This window comes from Tannerella forsythia 92A2, assembly GCF_000238215.1.
GTDB lineage: Bacteria > Bacteroidota > Bacteroidia > Bacteroidales > Tannerellaceae > Tannerella > Tannerella forsythia.
Genome location: NC_016610.1, coordinates 2,185,802 through 2,204,763, shown reverse-complemented (window position 1 = coordinate 2,204,763; position 18,962 = coordinate 2,185,802). Strand labels below are relative to the sequence as shown.

Sequence of the window (18,962 nt, the reverse complement as noted above, 5' to 3'; positions counted from 1 at the left end):
CAAACGAAATAATAAATACAAGATAATGGCGAGCATAGCAAGCTGGATATATGATAAGCCGCTCAGAGGCAATTACACCTTCACGCACGATGAGGTGGCACAGGCATTCTCTGGTATGAGTGCCGGCAGCATTGCACGGGCGCTGACCAGGGAGGTGAGCAAGGGACGGGTTATGTCACCCCTGCGCGGCTTCTACGTCATAGTGCCGGATGAGTATGTGCTGCGCGGGGCTGTGCCGCAGTCGTTTTACTTGGATGATATGATGCTACACCTGGGACGCAAATACTATGTGGCTCTGTTGAGTGCGGCAAGTTATCACGGAGCTTCGCATCAGGTTCCGCTGCGGTTCAGCGTGATGATAGAGCCTCCCGCCATGCGTGACAAGAAGAGGGAGAAGTACCTTACGCATTTTTTCTGCAAGAGCCATATTCCTGAAATATACGTGGAGAGACGGCAGACACGGACTGGCTACATTAACGTGTCGTGTCCTGAACTGACGGCAGTGGATTTGCTGACGTATCAGGCTAAGACAGGGAGTGTTTCACGGGCAGCCACTGTTCTGGCTGAACTGGTGGAGAAACTGGATTTCGGGAGTTTGGGAGCTGACTTCGTGAAGGAGGTGCCGGTAACCAGTCTGCAGCGCCTGGGCTATATTCTGGACGAGGTGCTGGAGGAAGGTGAAGCGGCAGAGTCGGTGTATGGCCTGTTGAAGTGTTCCGGTTTCGTGTTCCAGTATGTACCTTTAAAGGCAGGAAAGAGCAGCGAGGGGTGCGAAAGGAACGCCAAGTGGAGAGTTATTGTGAACGAAACCATCGAGATTGACGAGTTATGATACCTGAGCGATATATTACGGAATGGAGCGAGCAGGCCCCGTGGGTGGTGAATAAATTCATCGAACAGGATTTGATAGTCTGCCGTGCGTTAGTATCTATTTATAGCGATGCATTTCTTGCGAAGCATCTGGCGTTCAGAGGCGGCACGGCATTGGGTAAGTTATATCTGAAGCCGCAGCCCAGATACTCGGAGGACATCGATCTGGTGCAAGTGCAGGCAGAACCTATCAAAGAAACGATAGACCATCTAAGGGATGCGCTAGCTTGGCTGGGCGAGCCGGTGATAAAGCAGAAGAAGCATAACAATACGTTGGTGTTCAAGGTGCAACCGACGGATATGGATGCGGGCGAGATTCACTTGAAGGTGGAGATTAACTGCAAGGAACATTTCTGTGTTTTTCCAATGGTAAGAGTACCTTTTGCGGTGGATAGTTCGTGGTTCAAAGGTGCTTGTGAGGTGCTGACGTATGAGTTGGCGGAGCTGACAGGGACGAAGCTGCGGGCTGTGTATCAGTGGAGAAAAGGACGTGATTTGTTTGACCTGTGGAAGATACTGTCAATGCACCCCGAGTTGGATAAAGGGAAAGTGATGGAAAGCTATGAGCGGTATCTGGGCTTCACGGCATCGCACCTGCCTACGTACAAGGAATTTGTGCTGAATATGGACGAAAAGCTACAGGATGAGGAATTCTTGACGGATACGGAAATGATTCTTGGGCCACAAGTGGAGTATGACCCTCAGGTGGCGTGGGAAAAGGTGAAATCGAAGTTGGTGGAGAGGCTTAATCCTGAAGCTTGAAACTTGATACTTGAAACATGGAACTTGAAACAAATAATATCATAGTTGGTGCAGGCCTGATAAGTCTGGATGTGTTGATTTGGGACGGGCAAAGAGTTCCCTTATCCTATTACGTGGGTGGCACATGCGGTAATGTGATGATGATTCTCTCCCACATGGGGTGGGATGCCTATCCCATAGCCCGCTTGGACGGTACGAAAGACGGAGTAAGAGTGTTGGATGACATGAAAAAGCATCGTGTACACACTGATTTTGTCTCTACCCAAGACGGTAAGACTCCGGTGATAGTGCAGCATAACTTCATTAACAAGGACGGTGTTCCCACGCACAAGTTTGAATCGCGCAACAATATCGGGCGGTTCTATCTGGACTTCAAGTCGCTGACGCTGAAACAGGCGAATGAGGTGATTGAGAGGATAGACTTTGTGCCAAAGGTATTCTTCTTTGACAGGGTTTCACCCGCCATCTTGAAGCTAGCCACCACATTCAAGGAAAAGGGTTCAATGATATTCTTTGAGCCTTCCAGCAGAGGAGGTAATGTCAGCCTGTTCAACAAATGTGTTGAGGTGTCTGATATAGTCAAGTTCTCAGAACAGAGAATAAAAGACATTAACCAGTTTAAAGACTATAAGGATAAGCTGTTTATCCAGACGCAAGGGGCAAAGGGGTTGAGCTACCGCCTGAGTGGTGATTGGAAACACTTGGAACCTGTTGCAAACAAAAAAGTGGTGGATACCGCTGGTGCAGGCGACTGGACAGCGGCTGCTTTGATTAATAATTTGTTCAAAGACAAAGTAATGTTTGGAATATGCGATCTCTTAGAATCAGATTTGGAAACAGCTCTGAAAGAAGCACAGAAAGTAGGTGCTGAGAGTTGCTCTTATGAAGGGGCGCGTGGCATGATGCAGCAATGAAACAACTAAAGGACGGAGATATAGATGAAATAACAGCGAAAATCTATTCAAGGCCAAGAAAGAAACTCAATTTTTCAACACCAATTGAGGAGTTTTTCAATTACTTGTCGTAAATTTGCACTTGCTTGTTGAATTCGCATTACTTTCAATGAAAGTTAAATACGTTAAATATTCGCCAATTTAACTCCAATCAGATTCAATGATTTCACTTTTCTACCGTTTAATATGTAATCCATTGAAATAAAATAACTTACAAATACTGTCACTAATCTATTTTCCTCAAAATTGATTGGTAATGACAAATGCGAATACAATGTATTCTCTCATTAAAGACGAGCCTGATATAGATTGGGGGGATGATTTGGATTGGGTTAAATTTACACTATTGTGCGAGGAATCAGACGAAGGCAAGGATTACTTGAAACTTGCAAAGAAAGGAGTTTTATGTCATGGGTATGCTGTGCGAGGTAACTTATACTATGCTAATTGGGGCTTTTTGTTACTTTTGAGCCGTCTCAACTCACAGTCAAAAGTAACGAGGTATTTTTCATCGGGGTTTCTTTGCTCCTTTCTTTGTCCGCCCGAAGCTCACGAAAGAAAGTAGCAGTCGGCAAATCTGCCGACCGCATTACTCCGTCTGTTCTTCTTGAACGGTTATCCGTCCCGTAATTACTTCGGGGTGCGTGGAGAAAGCCCAATTGATTTCCTCATCGGGAAGGGTGCTGTGAATGTTTCCACCCATTACCATTCCGCAATCCTGAATTACCTTTTGCCGTGCTTCTTCTCTGCTCTCGGCAAGCACCTCAAAAACTCCCTCGAAAATGTACTGCGTTCGTACTCTGTAAACTTTTTTCTTCATATTCTCAAAATTCAGCAATTAGTAATCTGCGTTCCATCGGCTCGCCATTCGATAACCTGCGGTGGGTAAGCCAAAAATGATGTGTACCGTAACCATAGGTAAAGAACTTGTCAAGTTCCGTTTCTTCGGCTATCCGCTTGACGGCTGCCCTCAGTTCCTTTTCATTGGTAGATAAGGAAATGGCATTGATTACCCTTACAAGGATATGGGGTATTTCCTCCGCCCAGTTGCATACGATGCTTTCTATTTCTACTTTCATTGCTGTGATAGTTTTATGGTTTATACTTTATGCTGTTTTGTCTCATTCGCTGACGGATTAGCCGTTTGTTGGCATTGACAAGGTTCACGATTTGGTCGTGATATTCTGTGTTTTGATTGCATACGCCACGACTTTGCATCACTTTAAGCGTGTCCAGATTGACCTCAATCGTTTGTTATTGTACTTGGCATAAGTGCCTACATAGATGCGTGCTTCGTTCAAATCCGTTGCTTCCATTTTCTTTTGTTGTTTTAGGGTTAAAACTCGAATAGTGAGGGTTGTGCTATCTACTGTTCCACCTGCTTCTCCACTTTGGGTTTCTTGGCGGTAAGTTAGCGGTATTCCTCTGCTTGGTATCGCTCGATAGCCTTTTTCCGTGCTTCCGCTTTTTCCTCCTCCGTGAGTTCGATAGTATGGTTTACCACGACTTGGCAGTTGATGTACTTGCCCACCTCGATGTTATCCTCGTCGTAATAATGCACGGCAAGGGAATATACCTCCTCATCGGACAGACCTGCACACCCCATTCTTTGGACTTCCGTCAAGATGTAGGTAATACACTCGTCTATGCTCTTGTTCTCTTTGCGGAAACTCTCCGCAAAGAGTTCATCGTATGATGCTCTCGTTTCCAAATAGTTTTGGATAACGTCCTTGAAATGTTCTGTACCTTTCATTGTCTTTGTTGTTTTTATCAGTTGAATAATGTTCCGTCAGAAAGAAATTCGTAGTTGTTGGCTTCGCAACTCTCGGCAAAGGCTTCCTCACTGAGTTGATATTCCATATCGTCCCTGCAAGCCTTGAAAAAGCCGTTTAAGCACTTGACCATAAGTTCGTAAAGGGTGGTGTTGTCGGGGGCTTTCAGAAAGTCGTATATAGGCTGTAATATCTCATAGTCCATATAATAGCCCGTCAAAACACAATCATTGGTGACGAATACACGGCTCTTGCGCTTTGTCTTGTAATTGTGCCCCCAAATGGTTTTGGGTATATACAAGTCGTTCCAATAGTTATTGACAAGGTATTTCAGAAGTCTAACCCCTTTCAAATTATCTTCTTCCTCGCTGTAAGGAGAAGTAAAACGATACCAATAGGAATAATTATCGTATGACCATCTGTCCACCTTGATATTGAATATCTGTTCAAAGGCTTGCAAGGTCTTTCGGTTTTCTTCGTCCCAACCATAGTTGAAATGTTCCGCCCAATGGCTGTGTGCCTTTGCTTGTGCCTCTTTGGTCAGTTCGTGGAGGTTATATACCTCGTATGTTCTTGTTTCCGTTCTCATATTCGTTTGGTGTTATCGGGTTGTATTATTGATGATGTCTTCTCCGTTGTAGGCAAAGACCTCAATAGTCGGCTGTCCTCCGTTTTCCTCTACGGATAGGCTTTCGGAGGTGTCATATAATGTTTCTCCGTCCGTAATGATGACTTTCTCGTTGTCCTCAAAACAGAGAACGTCCTCACCTTGCCACGACTTGACAAGAGCAACGGCTTCCTCGTAATTCTCGGCTGTTACTTCAAAGTGGGTGCGTTCCCAACAAGTAACCTTTCGGTCTTGGTAAAATCTGAATGCTTCCATTGTTCCTATGTTTAGATTGTTGCTAAAATGATTTCTTGGATATGAATAGGTTCGACCTCTGAAAAGAGATAGGTGATAAACTCCTTTCTGTCTTGCCGATTGAGTTCCTTGTATAGTTCCCCAAAGGCGGATATGTTTCCGTTGAGGTAAACCGATACCATATACTCGAAGATGTTGTCCACTTCGTAGTATCTGCATTGCTGTGCGATTGTCTTGCTTCTTCTTTTCATATATCTGTCTGTTTAAGAAAATGAGCAACCAAAGTATTGCCCCGATGATGAGGGCATAAGCCAAGATGTACACTGCGATTGCCAAAGTGATGGTAAGGAGTAGCCGAATGAGGAATTTCCCTGCACATATCCCTGCCAGCCAAAGCCAGACGCTTCCGCCCCAAAGGAGAGAACCTGCGAGCGCAAGTGTCCCCCAAATTGATATTTTGTATCTCAGTTTCATCTTGTTTGATTTTTTTGATTAATGAATATCCGTATATTTGCCCAGAAATAATTATCTTTGCAAAAAAAATAAGGCAATGACACTGATCGATTTTTTATCTCACTTTCCAGACGAAGAAAGCTGCAAGCAAAAGTTTAAGGCATATCGCGACCAAGTAGGAGTTGTTTGTTCCAAATGCGGAGGCACGGATCATTATTGGAAAAAAGACAAGGAGCAATATGAATGCAAACACTGCAAAACACGCACCACGCTAAAAAGTGGAACGGTAATGCACAAATCGAAACTTCCTTTTCGTTATTGGTTTATAGCCATGCATCTGCTCACGTCAACGAAAAAGACATTTTCGGCCAAAGAAATCCAGCGTCAATTGGGACATAATCGTTATCATCCTATTTGGCATATGGTTCACAAACTTCGCGAGGCCATGGGTAAAAGAGATGATGAATATGTCCTTGCAGGTTGTATAGAGTTGGATGAGGGTTATTTTTCCACAGAGATGAGTCAAGAGGAAAAAGATAAACCCTTGAAGCGTGGACGTGGCAGTCAAAAGAAAAGCAAAGTTTTAGTTATGGCAGAAAGTGAAATGGTTGAATTTCCGAAAACCGGTCAAAAACCACGAAGAGTCGGCTATTTGAAAATGAAAGTAATCGATGACTTGAAAAAAGAGACCATTAATGCAGCGGTTCAGCAGTTAGCTTCCGGAGCTAATCAAATCGACACGGATCATTCTACCTCTTATGTGGAATTGAAAGACTTTGTACCTAGACACAACTCTCAGGTGATTCCCAAAGAGAAGGTGGGGGAAGCCTTGCCTTGGGTTCATATCGCCATCAGCAATGCCAAGAGACAGTTGATAAATACGTTCCATGACATCAAGCCCGAATTCTTACAAAATTATCTCGATGAATTCTGTTATAAGTTTAATCGAAGATACTGGGGAGAAGCCCTCTTTGGAAGATTGCTCGTAGCTTGCGTAACCTATAAAAATGAGTTTAGGTATAAATACGGATAATCATATTTTGATTTTATGCGGATTCCAGAGGTGAGGAAGTTGAGTTTCCATTTTTCTTTTTCTCTGTCCTCGTGTTTCCGACATTTTTTTTTTATGCGTCTTTCCGTCGGGTCGGTCGTTTTCGTTTCAGGGGCGTAAAAAGGTAGGGCTTAGGACGAACAAGGTTTTACGGCGAGAATACTACCTGCAATGAAATGGAAGTGTGGAGATTGTCGTCTAAACGGCTTGCCGCCCCGACCTTTTTTGTCCGTGAAAGCCCGAAACTACCTTTGCCGCTGACAACGAACAACCGATCCCGATGCGAATACATAGAATGGAACGTGAAGAGGAACACCGCAGAGGACAGAGCGAAAAAAATGAAAGGCAGTCTTCACAAATAAGACTGCCACAACAATGAACGATTAAGATGAAAAATAGAATCAGCTGTCTGAATAGAGAGCCGTCAGAAAAGAAAAACGGAGAAAGTTTCGTCTTTCTCCGTAGATAGTATTACCTTTGCAATAGGTTATTCGAGTTATGCAAAGCGTTGTGTGTCATTGCAGAAGATAGGTCGCTAAATCATTACTTATGGCATTTTATAACTTGTCAATCAGCTGATAATCAATTGTTTAAATACGAATGATGGATTTCCGATAAAAAAACAAAAAAGATGATTTTATCACGAAAGAATCCGGAAAGATTTCACGGCAAAACATCCTGAGGCAATTAATGAAGAGTGGAGGAAACTACCCGACCATCCACTTTTTAAAGTCCGACGCGCGGTTTTTGCTCACGTAAAGGCGTTCCGGCATCTGCGCATCCAAAGAGACCAGCAAGCGACTGTCAAACCAAACGGTGATGTTCGTCACGCTCTCACGCGCAATAATGAATTGCTTGTTGGCACGGAAAAACATGTCGGGATTGAGGTGCTGCATCACGCTGTCGAGCGTTTTGGCATAGGGATAAACCTTGCCGTCTCTCAGATGCACTGTCGTATTGCTCTCGGTCGTATAAAAAAATGAGACGTCCGAGAGTGTAACCGGAACGAGCTTATCCTTCACAGGGATCAGGATTTTCTGAATGTATTTCCCCGTCGGGGTCAGTTGCGCCTGCTGAGTGACGTACTCTTGCATGCCGCGCTTCGTCAGTTTACGAAATTTCTCTATCGCGCGCCTCAAGGCTTCCGTATCGACAGGTTTCAGGATATAATCGATACTGTTAACCCGAAAGGCATCGAGCGCATACTCGTCGTACGCCGTCGTAAAAATAATGGGTGTCTCGACGGTAATCATCTGAAAAATATGGAACGCCGACCCGTCCGACAGATGGATATCCATGAATATCAGATCGGGTGCATCGTGCGTTTGCAACCATTGAACCGTCTGGCTGACACTTTCCGTCACTCCTTTCACATCAAGGCTATCATCCATCTCGCTCAGTATCCTCCTCAGATTTTCACTGGCTGCTGTTTCATCTTCAACAATTAACACATTCATGGCTTATACAATGCTTTTTTAGGTCAAGGGTAAAATAACGGTAAATATATTGTCTGTCTGCTCAATACGGATATCTTTGTGTACCATCAACCGGAAACGTGCGCTCAGGTTTGTCAGTCCGGTGCCGTTTGTGACCGGCTTTTCCAGTTTCGGATAGGTGGGGTTGGAAACGGTCAGTACCGTTTCGCCCGAATCGCTGTCGCTACGGGTGGCGATAACCATGTGTATCTTATGCTCGCTGTCGATCGCGTTATGCACTACGGCATTATCAACGAGGGGGAGAAGCGACAGCACCGGCAGTTTCATGGCCGTGGCAGACGCCTCCACCCGGATGTCAAACGTCAATTTATCGGCAAAACGGACTTCGAGCAGATAGCGGAACGAATCGAGAAAATTCAGTTCTTCGTTCAGCGTTACGAGCCCTTTCTTGTCGCTCTGCAAAATGAAGCGGAATACGTTCGAGAGCTTGTTCACAAATTCCAATGTCCGCTCTTTGTCGTCGCTTCGGATAAGATACGTCAAACCGTTGAGCGAATTAAAGAAGAAATGCGGATTGATCTGGTTAGCCAGCGCGTCGCAACGACTTTGCAGCATTTCCCTCTTCAACCGCTCAATCTCCAGCTCCTTCTCACGCTGTACCGAATACAAAGCCCCCGCGTAACCGATAAGCACACACAGTACACAGGCCACGACAAACTGAAACAACAAGTGAATGGTGAAGCAATCAACATGCTTATTGATTGATAACGAAATCAGAATATAGAGGCCATAAACCAGTGCCGTGACAGCAGCCGTCAGGAAGATACGTCGGGTAAAAGCAGGCTGTTTGATTTTTTTGATGTTGATGATCAGCAGTGCCCAGATAGTAACGCTAAAAAACAGATAGCGGAAAATGAAAAAAAGCCAGAAACCAGTCAAACTTTCAAAACACACACAATTGATTTTCACACCATTTACAAAAATCTGCATCGCCGCCCCATCTGTTCCGGCACTTTGTACAAGTCTCGGAATATCCCACGGTATCTGAGCAATATTCGGATAAATGATAAAGACACCCATTAACAGTCCGAACAGGAGCAACGCTTGTACCGATGTAATTTTTTTTATTGTAAACATGACGATATTTCTTTGTTTGCAAAGATATGAAAATATTTCGCCCGTTTTTCTAAAATGGAAGGGACGATGAACAGCCTCTTTTTCGTCTTTACCGATGTTTTTTTCGCCTTTGCCTGAAAAATCCGCCAGTTATGCTTATTTCTCTATCTTTTATGGTTCAAACCGTTACAATTCAATCTAAGCCTCACGAAGCAACCCCAAGACCGCTCTTTTTTCGTAATCACTTCCTTTTTTTTCGCGATGCTGGGAAATTGGAAACAAACGCATCCTTTTCACCCCATCTTTGCATCGCAGACAAACGACAACCGGGCCTCATCCCGATAGTCTTTGAAGAATAATAAAAAAGAATATAAACAGTAAAATGAATAGAGTTATGAAACGTTTGAGTTTGGTTGTTACAGCCTTGTTAGTAAGTGTAACCATGAGTTTTGCGGGAAACAGGCATTCGGATCAGCTTCCTGTGGTTACTGATATGACACAGTTGAGTCGCTATTTACAGTTGGATGCACAGCAAGTAAGAGAAGTAGTCGAAATAAACAATTATTTTATGGAGATGCAACAGAAAAGCTTGTCCTATTCCAATAAAGATGCGAGGGAAAAAAAGATGGAACAAGCCATCTATGGTAACCTGAAACTGATGAAGGAGACACTGACCGAAGATCAGTACAGAAGCTACCTCGGATTATTGAATCTGACGTACAATAACCGCAGCAAGAGGCTTCGTGCGGACAGCTTGCAGGAGATGTATTGGGTCAATCAAACCAATTGACCGACGAAATTAAAGATTGTGAGAAGTCCGGGCTTTCACAAGCTCGGACTTTTTGGTATCCAAGAAATTCTATCTCCCTTTCTGTACACCTCTCCTTCGCATACCCCCAATAATGGGGATTGACAAACTTATAAAAGCAACTTATTTTTGCTGTGCAAAAATAAAGGAGAAAATGAAATTATCGGACTTGCATAACGGTGAATCGGGAGTGATCGTACGCGTTACGGGGCATGGCGCTTTTCGGCGACGTATCATCGAAATGGGTTTTGTTCGCGGCCAACACGTGATGTCCGTACTCAACTCGCCGCTGAACGACCCTGTGAAGTATTCCGTGATGGGATACGAAGTATCGCTTCGCCGTAGCGAAGCAGCAATGATTGAAATCCTTACGGAAGAAGAGGCGGAGAAAGCTGCTATGGAAGAAACAAACAATACCCGTCCGAATGCCGTAGCAGGCAATGATATTGTCATCGTACACAACGGCTCCCCGTCTGTAACCCAACGTAAGAACGTCATTCGTATTGCCTTGGTGGGCAATCCGAACAGTGGTAAGACATCGCTCTTTAATATCCTTTCGGGCGGACGCGAACACGTGGGCAATTACGGCGGCGTTACGGTAGCAGCCAAGAACGGACACTTTACATACAACGGTTATAAATTTAGCATCACCGACTTACCCGGTACTTATTCACTCTCTCCCTACTCCCCGGAAGAGCGCTACGTCCGACAGCATATTTTCGATCATCAACCCGATGTCATTATCAATGTCGTATCGGCATCGAACCTTGAACGCAACCTATACCTGACGACCGAGTTGATTGACTTGAGCCAGCCCACCGTCGTTGCGCTCAATATGTACGACGAGCTTGCGACCAGCGGTGCCACACTCGATTACCATCATCTTGGTGCGATGATCGGCATCCCGATGACTCCAACGGTAGCCAAGAATGGGAAAGGACTCCATGAGTTGCTGAACAAGGTCATCGACATCTTCGAGAATCGCAGTACGATCCAGCGTCATATACAGATCAATTACGGTACGGCAATCGAGCTTGAGGTCGACAAACTCTCCCAAAAGATGCAAGCGGCCGACGAACTTCCCTATCAGTTTCCTCCCCGTTATTGGGCGCTAAAGATGCTGGAAGACGACAGTGAAGCCGAACGTATGCTCAGTCACTGTGGGAATTATGCCACATGGAAAGATGCGGCACACCAGGCAAAGACACGACTCAAACGTCAGCTGAACGATGACATTGAGACGACTGTCATTGATTTCAAATACGGCTTTATTGCCGGTGCCTTGCAGGAAGTTTATATACCCGGCAATCAGGATATACAGCGAAAGACGGGCTTTATCGACCGTCTGGTAGCCAACCGATGGTTGGGTTTCCCCATCTTCATTTTCCTGATGTGGCTCACCTTCATGACTACGTTCTGGCTCGGCGCTTTCCCACAGGAGTGGATCGAAACGGGATTCGCTCGTCTCGGCGAGTGGATTGCCTCATCTATGGCAGACGGGGCATTGAAAGATTTGCTCGTGAACGGCATCATTGGCGGAGTAGGTAGCGTGGCCGTTTTCCTACCGAACATTCTGGTCCTGTATCTTTTCATTTCATTAATGGAAGATTCGGGCTATATGGCGCGCGCGGCATTCATCATGGATCGCATCATGCACCGGATGGGATTACACGGCAAGTCATTTATCCCTTTGCTGATGGGATTCGGATGTAATGTGCCCGCCATTATGGCTACACGTACGATCGAAAGCCACAGCAGCCGGTTAATCACGATTCTGATTAACCCGTTCATGTCGTGCAGTGCCCGCCTGCCCGTTTATCTTCTGCTGGCAGGAACGTTCTTCCCGAATAGTGCAGGCACCGTACTCGTCTTGCTTTATTTCTTTGGTATCGGAGTCGCGGTGGTCACGGCACGGTTGCTTCGTTGGGGCGTATTCAAAGCCGACGAAACACCTTTTGTGATGGAGCTTCCCCCCTATCGCATGCCCACCTTGCGCGCTACGCTCAGACACATGTGGGATAAAGGCGAACAATACCTGCGAAAGATTGGCGGCGTTGTACTTGTGGCATCGGTGATCATTTGGTTTCTGAGCTATTATCCGCGTCCGTCGGCCGATGTGTCGGCCGACGTAGCAGAGACCGAAGTAGCCGCTTCACAACACTATGAAAACTCATATCTCGGACAATTAGGGAAGTTCTGCGAACCGGTCGTGCATCCGTTCGGACTGAACTGGAAAGCTGCCATTGCCCTGATCTCCGGCTCTCCGGCAAAGGAGGTGATCGTCAGCACCCTCGGCGTACTGTATCGTAATGAAGATGAAACGACGCTTTCCAATACGCTGCGCACCTCCGGCGATTTCACACCACGTTCGGCACTCGCGTTCCTCGTTTTCGTCCTGCTCTATTTCCCCTGCATCGCCTCGATTGCAGCAATTGCCAAAGAAACGGGAAGCCGGAAATGGGCGGCTTTCTCCATAATCTACAACACGGGGATCGCATGGATCGCTGCTTTTACCGTCTATCACTTGGCAGGTATATTTTTTTGAAGCATTTTCTTTATTGAAGTTTCGCAAGAAAACTTGAAACGTTTGGAGGAAGGTATAAAAAAGCACAAAGAACTCTGCACCTTACAGAAAAGGGAGTCCTATTCATCTAAAAAAGCGCTTTTAAAATCAGTAACCCAATGGCAACAAACACTCCTTTTTGCATATTTGAGTAAAAACGCTATTTTTGTGCAATTTTTTTCGTCTCAAAAGTTATAGATTATGGCTGTTTATTTAGAAGATGTATCCAGAACGTTCGGAGAATACCTCCTGATTCCCGGTCTGACAACCAAACAATGTACCCCCGTGAATGTTTCACTCAAGACACCGTTAGTGAAGCACCCTGCCGGAGAGAAACCGCTTATCGAGTTGAATATCCCGTTTGTCTCGGCTATCATGCAAGCTGTTTCCGGACCCGAGTTGGCTATCGAGTTGGCTCGTAACGGCGGACTCTCATTCATCTTCGGATCGCAACCGGTGGAAAGTCAGGCGGAAATGGTTCGCAAAGTAAAGAAATTCAAGGCAGGCTTCGTTATCAGCGACTCAAACCTGACCCCGGAACATACGCTGGCCGATGTCGTCAAGCTCGTGAAAAGTACAGGACACTCGACGATCGGCATTACGGACGACGGTACGTCGAACGGCACGCTGCTCGGTATCGTCACCAGCCGCGACTACCGCACCGAAAAAGACAGCCCGGACATGAAGGTCAAAGAATTTATGACCCCGTTCCCCAAACTGATTGTCGGACAATTGGGAATCACGCTGAGCGAAGCCAATCAAATCTTATGGGAGCATCGTCTCAACTCACTACCCATTATCGATAAAGACCAGAAACTGGCCTACTTTGTCTTTCGGAAAGATTATGACAGCCATCGCAATAACCCCGACGAACTTTCGGACGAAACAAAGAAGCTCCTCGTTGGCGCCGGTATCAATACGCGCGACTATAAAGAGCGAGTGCCGGCACTCGTCGAAGCAGGAGTCGACGCTCTCTGCATCGACTCATCCGACGGCTATTCCGAATGGCAACAAGAGACGTTGCAATGGATCAAGAGCCACTATGACATTCCGGTAGGAGCGGGAAATATCGTCGATGAGAAAGGCTTCCGCTATCTCGTCGATGCGGGTGCCGACTTTATCAAGGTCGGTATCGGAGGCGGTTCGATCTGTATCACCCGCGAGCAGAAGGGTATCGGACGCGGACAGGCCACAGCGCTGATCGACGTGGCGCAGGCACGCGATAGTTACTTCAAGGAAAAAGGTATCTACATTCCGATTTGCAGCGATGGCGGACTGGTACATGACTACCACATGACCCTCGCTTTAGCCATGGGTGCCGACTTCCTGATGATGGGACGTTACTTCGCTCGCTTCGACGAATCGCCCACGCAGACCCTGCGTATCGGTAACAACTACGTCAAAGAATATTGGGGCGAAGGGTCGAACCGTGCCAAAAACTGGCAACGCTACGACACGGGCGGAGCCGAGACGTTGAAATTTGAGGAAGGCGTTGACAGTTACGTGCCCTATGCCGGCAAGATGAAAGACAATCTCGAGATCACGCTCGGAAAAATCAAGGCTACGATGTGCAGCTGCGGCTCTATCACACTCAAGGAACTTCAGCGCGATGCCCGGATTACGTTAGTCTCATCGACCAGCATCGTCGAAGGCGGCGCACACGACGTGATCCTCAAAGAACAAAGCTGAGAACGGTCACTTTTCGCCCATCGTTACGCACACAATGACACCGTTTCTGCAAGTCGATCATCTAACGAAGAGCTTCGGCGATCTGGTGCTCTTCAAAGACATTTCGTTTGGCATCGCACAAGGCGAAAAGGTCGGACTGATCGCTCCCAACGGGTCGGGAAAAACGACGCTGCTGCAAATCATTGCCGGAAAAGAAGGGCATGACAACGGCAGCATCGTGTTCCGAAACGACGGACAAGTGACCTGGCTGGAACAGTCGCCACGGTACCCCGACGAACTGACGGTGCTGGAAGCCTGCTTCCATTCGCCCAACCGCACCGTGCAGCTCATTGCCGAGTATGAGGCAGCCCTTGCCTCCAATGCCGATGCGGAACGAATGGAAACGCTTATCACCCGCATGGAGCAGAAGAAGGCGTGGGACTATGAACGGAAAGCGAAACAGATTCTCACCGAACTGAAAATAAGACATTTTGACCAGCCGATCGGTACCCTCTCGGGCGGACAGTTGAAACGTGTCGCACTGGCCAACGTTCTGATTACCGAACCCGATCTGCTCCTGCTCGATGAGCCAACCAACCACCTCGACCTCGAAATGGTGGAATGGCTCGAAAACCACCTCAACCGGTCATCCCTCAGCCTGCTGATGGTCACTCACGATCGTTATTTCTTAGACCGTATATGCAGCCGGATCATCGAGATTGACCAAAAATCTCTCTTTTCGTACAAAGGTAATTATGCGTATTACGTAGAGAAGAAAACAGAGCATACGGCGGCCGGCCACGCGGAACTTGCACGAGCCAATAATTTGTACAAAAAAGAATTGGAATGGATGCGGCGTCAGCCACAGGCACGCGCCGGAAAAGCGAAATACCGTATCGATGCGTTTCACGAACTGGAAGAGAAAATCAAGCAGAAACGGGAAGCCGGAAATGTCAAGCTGAATGTCAAATCGGCCTATATCGGATCAAAAATCTTCGATGCGGTAAACGTCTGCAAACGGTTCGACGATGTGCGTATTCTGGAGAATTTCAATTACACGTTCGCACGATACGAAAAGTTGGGCATCATCGGACAGAACGGAACCGGCAAATCGACCTTCATCAAGATGCTGATTGGTGAAGTCGCTCCCGACAGCGGACATTTCGATATTGGTGAAACAGTGCGTTTCGGCTATTACAGCCAGGACGGACTGTCATTCGACGAGAACGCCAAAGTCATCGACATCGTACACGACATCGCTGAACACCTGACCCTTGGCGATGAAAAAACACTGACGGCATCGCAGTTCCTCGGACATTTTCTTTTCCCTCCGGAGAAACAGCATAACTATGTGTATAAACTCAGCGGAGGCGAGAAACGAAGATTGTATCTCTGCACCATCCTGATGCGTAACCCGAACTTTCTGGTGCTCGACGAGCCGACGAACGACTTCGACATCGCCACGCTGAACGTCCTCGAAGAATATTTGCGTAGCTTCAAAGGCTGCGTGATCGTCGTCTCGCACGACCGCTACTTCATGGATAAGGTCGTCGATCACGTGCTTATCTTCCACGGCAATGCCGAGATTCAAGACTTCCCCGGCAACTACACCCAATATCGCGAATGGAAGGAAGAAAAACTGCGCCGCGAACGCGAGGAGGCCGAAGCATCCCCGAAGCAGGGAGCGGGAACAGAAACTTCGGCACAACGTCAGCGGACGAATGACAAGCGTCGGCTCTCATACAAGGAACGGATGGAGCTGGAAACACTGGAAAAAGAGATCGAAGCCCTGGAGGCCGAAAAACAAACGCTGGAAAATGCGTTATGTAGCGGCACGCTCTCCGTCGAGGAGCTGACCGAGAAATCGAAACGTCTCCCTCTACTCAACAACGAGCTTGACGAAAAATCGATGCGCTGGCTCGAACTAAGCGAAATCGAAGGATAACGCGCCTATTTGTCCGAGAGATAGTCGATCATTTTTAGAATCGCCCGCCGACAGACCGGACAGAAAGGATGATAATCACGCATCATGCAATGTACCATTGGACGGTAAACACCTTTAGCGACATAGCCTCCGCCTTCATATACTCCCGGTCTTGCTTCATTTTCAGCAACAGGCGTGGGGACAGGGGTCTTTTCAGATAACAAATCCTTCCATTTGGAGTCAAAATTTACCAGCGTAGTGATATTGGGCTCCCACGGCTCAAGTTTCACATTGTAAAAATTACCATATGCCACCTCCGATTCGAAATATTCGTCGGCCAGACCGGCAAAACTGTGCCCCAGCTCATGAACAAACACTTTCGCCGTGCGCTCATGATCAGCCGTCCCCATCGCATAGTAGTTATAGATGCCCCCACCGCCATAATCGGATGAGTTGACAAGGATAAAAATCGCATCGCAAGGAACGTTCCATAACGCATCACGGATCGATTTCATATCGGAAGTAGTCAGGTAACGATCCAGACCGAATGTATAAAAGCCCGAACCAAAAGCCGTGTTCCGATAGATACCTTTACCGGACAGATCCGTACCCGACTCTTCGGAGGGTACATCAACCGCCCACACATTGAAATCCGAGCGGCGGGCATCGTAAGGAGGGATAGTAAACAGCAACTCCATAAAACGCCGTGCATCAGCTTCGAACTTACCCATTTCAGCTTCCGTATATCCCTCGGGAAGAAACACAAAATCGACTTTTTCCGCCATATCACCCTCGTCTTGCAGACGCCTGACCGGATGATTCTTCAATGCTCCCCGATCGATAAAAATACTCTGCGGATCGACTTCGATTTTCAGTAGCGGATAAAAGCGGTTATCAGCTTTATCGCGTGCCGACAATTCTATCTCAACGGGCTGTTTGGGATACGGCATGGAGAAACTGTTCGTCCACGATTGCTGTTGATTCTTTGCCTGCTCCGTCGTACGCCACTCCTCAAACAGCGTATTGAACCCTCGACTGTATATCAATTGCTTTGTCGCCCGGTCATAGACCTTGACATAATATCCGCCATAACCGAACGGATCAACCAAATTCTTCCTCGGACCACCCCACACAGGCTCCTCACGAAGTTGCTGCAATGCCGCACGCTGTTCCTGTGCATCACCGCTAAGAGCAAAGTCCACACGCAGGCGCTTGGCCTCGAAATATTTTTCAAACCCATCTTGTGAAAAAGCAGTCAGACTGCAAAGAGCCAGCCCGATCATGGCGGCAACGTTACATACCCATGTTTTCATCTTTATGTTATTCATGTTCATGTCATACGTTCGAAAAGAGACATTCTTTGTTGTGAGAATAACTTTTATCGGAAAACAAAAAACTTTTTCTGCAACCTCAAACAACTCTTACGAATCAAGAAGAAGATAAGTAAATTTTCTAACGCATGCAAGCATTTGGACAACTCACTGTTCCCCAAATGCTTGCTTTTTTTATAAAGTTAAAAGTCTGCTAATTTATGAAATTACACAAATAGCAGTCAAGTTTTATTCGCACACTTTGCGAGCCCCGTCGCCGATCACAACGTCGTATACTTTCGGACTGCGGTTATATTTGGCGCGATAAGCCTCTTTGGCTTTCGTAACGAACGGTTCGTACAATTCATCTTTTACCATATTGATCGTACAACCGCCGAAGCCACCACCCATCACACGCGAACCGGTTACACCATACTCATGGGCCATGTTATTAAGGAAATCCAACTCCTCACAGCTTACCTCGTAAAGTTTGCTCATGCCCTCATGCGTTTCGTACATTTTCTTTCCGACCGTCTCGTAATCGCCTTTTTCGAGTGCGTCGCAAACATCAAGTACACGCTGAATCTCTTCAATCACGTATTCCGCACGTATATAGTCTTCATCACTCACTTTTCCTTTCACGGCATTAAGCTGATCGAGTGTGGCGTCACGCAGGAATTTCACGCCGATGGCACGCGCCACATTTTCGCATGACTCGCGACGTTTGTTATAGGCCGAAGACGCAAGCTCATGTTTCACGACCGTGTCGAGCAAAACGAGTTTGTACCCTTTCGGATCGAACGGGAAATATTGATGCTCGAGCGAACGGCAATCAAGACGCATCAGGCTGCCGGCCTTTCCGAAGATCGAGGCAAACTGATCCATGATCCCACATTTCACACCACAGTAGTTATGTTCCGTAGCTTGTCCTATTTTAGCCAGTTCAAACTTGTCGATACCCAAATTGAACATATCGTTCAACGCATACGCGTACACACTCTCCAAAGCAGCCGACGATGACATCCCCGCGCCCAACGGTACATCCCCCGCAAACGCGGTATTAAAACCTTCGAGCTTTCCGCCCCGCTTAATGATCTCGCGACATACACCATAGATATAGCGTGCCCAGCTTGTACGCGGCGCATCGGCCTCTTCAAAGCCAAACTCCACATAGTCTTTCATATCGATTGAATAGGCACGTACCTTATTCGTACCGTTTCGTTTCAACTCAGCCATCATGACCTTGTCGATCGCACCGGGGAATACGAAACCGCCGTTGTAGTCGGTATGTTCGCCAATAAGGTTAATACGTCCCGGAGACGCATATACGGTGCCGGTAGTGCCGTCGAAATGTTTGATAAACCGGCTTCTTACATGTTCTACTTCCATACTGTTAATCCGTTATTATATGATA

Annotated in this window: 17 protein-coding genes and 4 pseudogenes; 8 read left to right on the top strand and 13 right to left on the bottom strand. The window is 46.8% G+C overall.

Annotated elements, in window-relative coordinates:
• Window positions 1–202: 202 nt before the first annotated feature.
• Genes BFO_RS08995 through BFO_RS08985 form a run of 3 tightly spaced genes read left to right on the top strand, consistent with a single transcriptional unit; the run spans window position 203 to window position 2,546 of the window.
• The gene (locus tag BFO_RS08995; protein WP_244262904.1) at window positions 203–832 is read left to right on the top strand and encodes a type IV toxin-antitoxin system AbiEi family antitoxin domain-containing protein; all 630 of its coding nucleotides are present in this window, start codon (window positions 203–205) and stop codon (window positions 830–832) included.
• Entirely contained in the window at window positions 829–1,632 is an 804-nt protein-coding gene (locus BFO_RS08990) for a nucleotidyl transferase AbiEii/AbiGii toxin family protein (protein WP_014225378.1), read from the top strand. The genes BFO_RS08995 and BFO_RS08990 overlap by 4 nt, the downstream gene beginning before the upstream one ends.
• Before the next feature lie 17 nt (window positions 1,633–1,649).
• Window positions 1,650–2,546: a PfkB family carbohydrate kinase gene (locus BFO_RS08985; protein WP_041590832.1), complete on the top strand. Its 897-nt coding sequence runs from the start codon at window positions 1,650–1,652 to the stop codon at window positions 2,544–2,546.
• 628 nt (window positions 2,547–3,174) lie between these two features.
• Here BFO_RS08985 and BFO_RS08975 read toward each other — a convergent pair.
• The 9 genes and pseudogenes from BFO_RS08975 to BFO_RS16460 form a co-directional block, all read right to left on the bottom strand.
• The gene (locus tag BFO_RS08975) at window positions 3,175–3,405 is read right to left on the bottom strand and encodes a hypothetical protein (RefSeq protein WP_041590830.1); all 231 of its coding nucleotides are present in this window, start codon (window positions 3,403–3,405) and stop codon (window positions 3,175–3,177) included.
• Between the two features lie 4 nt (window positions 3,406–3,409).
• Window positions 3,410–3,664 carry a hypothetical protein gene (locus BFO_RS08970; protein ID WP_014225373.1) on the bottom strand — a complete coding sequence of 85 codons (255 nt, stop codon included), beginning with the start codon at window positions 3,662–3,664 and terminating at the stop codon, window positions 3,410–3,412.
• 13 nt (window positions 3,665–3,677) lie between these two features.
• Window positions 3,678–3,839 (bottom strand): annotated as a pseudogene (locus BFO_RS15050) (PcfJ domain-containing protein); the annotation flags it as partial.
• Window positions 3,809–3,901 (bottom strand): annotated as a pseudogene (locus BFO_RS16145) (antirestriction protein ArdA); the annotation flags it as partial. The pseudogenes BFO_RS16145 and BFO_RS15050, both read right to left, overlap by 31 nt.
• A 50-nt stretch (window positions 3,902–3,951) precedes the next feature.
• A pseudogene (locus BFO_RS14105) lies at window positions 3,952–4,338 on the bottom strand (PcfK-like family protein).
• A gap of 17 nt (window positions 4,339–4,355) precedes the next feature.
• Window positions 4,356–4,946, bottom strand: coding sequence for a hypothetical protein (locus tag BFO_RS08960; RefSeq protein ID WP_014225371.1), 591 nt, complete (start codon window positions 4,944–4,946; stop codon window positions 4,356–4,358).
• 12 nt (window positions 4,947–4,958) lie between these two features.
• Window positions 4,959–5,240 carry a hypothetical protein gene (locus tag BFO_RS08955; protein ID WP_014225370.1) on the bottom strand — a complete coding sequence of 94 codons (282 nt, stop codon included), beginning with the start codon at window positions 5,238–5,240 and terminating at the stop codon, window positions 4,959–4,961.
• A gap of 11 nt (window positions 5,241–5,251) precedes the next feature.
• Window positions 5,252–5,470 (bottom strand): hypothetical protein, encoded by a 219-nt coding sequence (locus BFO_RS15045; protein WP_014225369.1) that lies wholly within the window; start codon window positions 5,468–5,470, stop codon window positions 5,252–5,254.
• 19 nt (window positions 5,471–5,489) lie between these two features.
• Window positions 5,490–5,693: pseudogene (locus BFO_RS16460) on the bottom strand (hypothetical protein); the annotation flags it as partial.
• 76 nt (window positions 5,694–5,769) lie between these two features.
• On the opposite strand from BFO_RS16460, the gene BFO_RS08945 reads away from it, so the two are divergent.
• Entirely contained in the window at window positions 5,770–6,705 is a 936-nt protein-coding gene (locus tag BFO_RS08945; RefSeq protein ID WP_041590537.1) for an IS1595-like element ISTfo1 family transposase, read from the top strand.
• Between the two features lie 725 nt (window positions 6,706–7,430).
• On the opposite strand, the gene BFO_RS08940 is transcribed toward BFO_RS08945, so the two are convergent.
• Window positions 7,431–8,180 carry a LytR/AlgR family response regulator transcription factor gene (locus tag BFO_RS08940; protein WP_014225368.1) on the bottom strand — a complete coding sequence of 250 codons (750 nt, stop codon included), beginning with the start codon at window positions 8,178–8,180 and terminating at the stop codon, window positions 7,431–7,433.
• Window positions 8,181–8,198: 18 nt separating this feature from the next.
• Window positions 8,199–9,296, bottom strand: a complete 1,098-nt coding sequence (locus BFO_RS08935; RefSeq protein ID WP_014225367.1) for a sensor histidine kinase — start codon at window positions 9,294–9,296, stop codon at window positions 8,199–8,201.
• A gap of 373 nt (window positions 9,297–9,669) precedes the next feature.
• On the opposite strand from BFO_RS08935, the gene BFO_RS08925 reads away from it, so the two are divergent.
• The 4 genes from BFO_RS08925 (at window position 9,670) to BFO_RS08910 (ending at window position 16,259) form a co-directional block, all read left to right on the top strand.
• Entirely contained in the window at window positions 9,670–10,065 is a 396-nt protein-coding gene (locus tag BFO_RS08925; RefSeq protein WP_041591250.1) for a hypothetical protein, read from the top strand.
• A 172-nt stretch (window positions 10,066–10,237) separates the two neighbouring features.
• Window positions 10,238–12,628, top strand: coding sequence for a ferrous iron transport protein B (gene feoB, locus BFO_RS08920; protein ID WP_041590828.1), 2,391 nt, complete (start codon window positions 10,238–10,240; stop codon window positions 12,626–12,628).
• A gap of 219 nt (window positions 12,629–12,847) precedes the next feature.
• Window positions 12,848–14,335: an IMP dehydrogenase gene (locus BFO_RS08915; protein WP_014225364.1), complete on the top strand. Its 1,488-nt coding sequence runs from the start codon at window positions 12,848–12,850 to the stop codon at window positions 14,333–14,335.
• A 34-nt stretch (window positions 14,336–14,369) separates the two neighbouring features.
• Complete coding sequence (locus BFO_RS08910) at window positions 14,370–16,259, top strand: ABC-F family ATP-binding cassette domain-containing protein (protein WP_014225363.1); 1,890 nt, start codon at window positions 14,370–14,372, stop codon at window positions 16,257–16,259.
• Between the two features lie 5 nt (window positions 16,260–16,264).
• Here BFO_RS08910 and BFO_RS08905 read toward each other — a convergent pair whose 3' ends face one another.
• Both BFO_RS08905 and galK read right to left on the bottom strand, forming a co-directional pair.
• Window positions 16,265–17,551, bottom strand: a complete 1,287-nt coding sequence (locus tag BFO_RS08905) for a M64 family metallopeptidase (RefSeq protein ID WP_041591249.1) — start codon at window positions 17,549–17,551, stop codon at window positions 16,265–16,267.
• A 246-nt stretch (window positions 17,552–17,797) separates the two neighbouring features.
• Window positions 17,798–18,937: a galactokinase gene (gene galK / locus BFO_RS08900; protein ID WP_014225361.1), complete on the bottom strand. Its 1,140-nt coding sequence runs from the start codon at window positions 18,935–18,937 to the stop codon at window positions 17,798–17,800.
• Window positions 18,938–18,962: the final 25 nt, after the last annotated feature.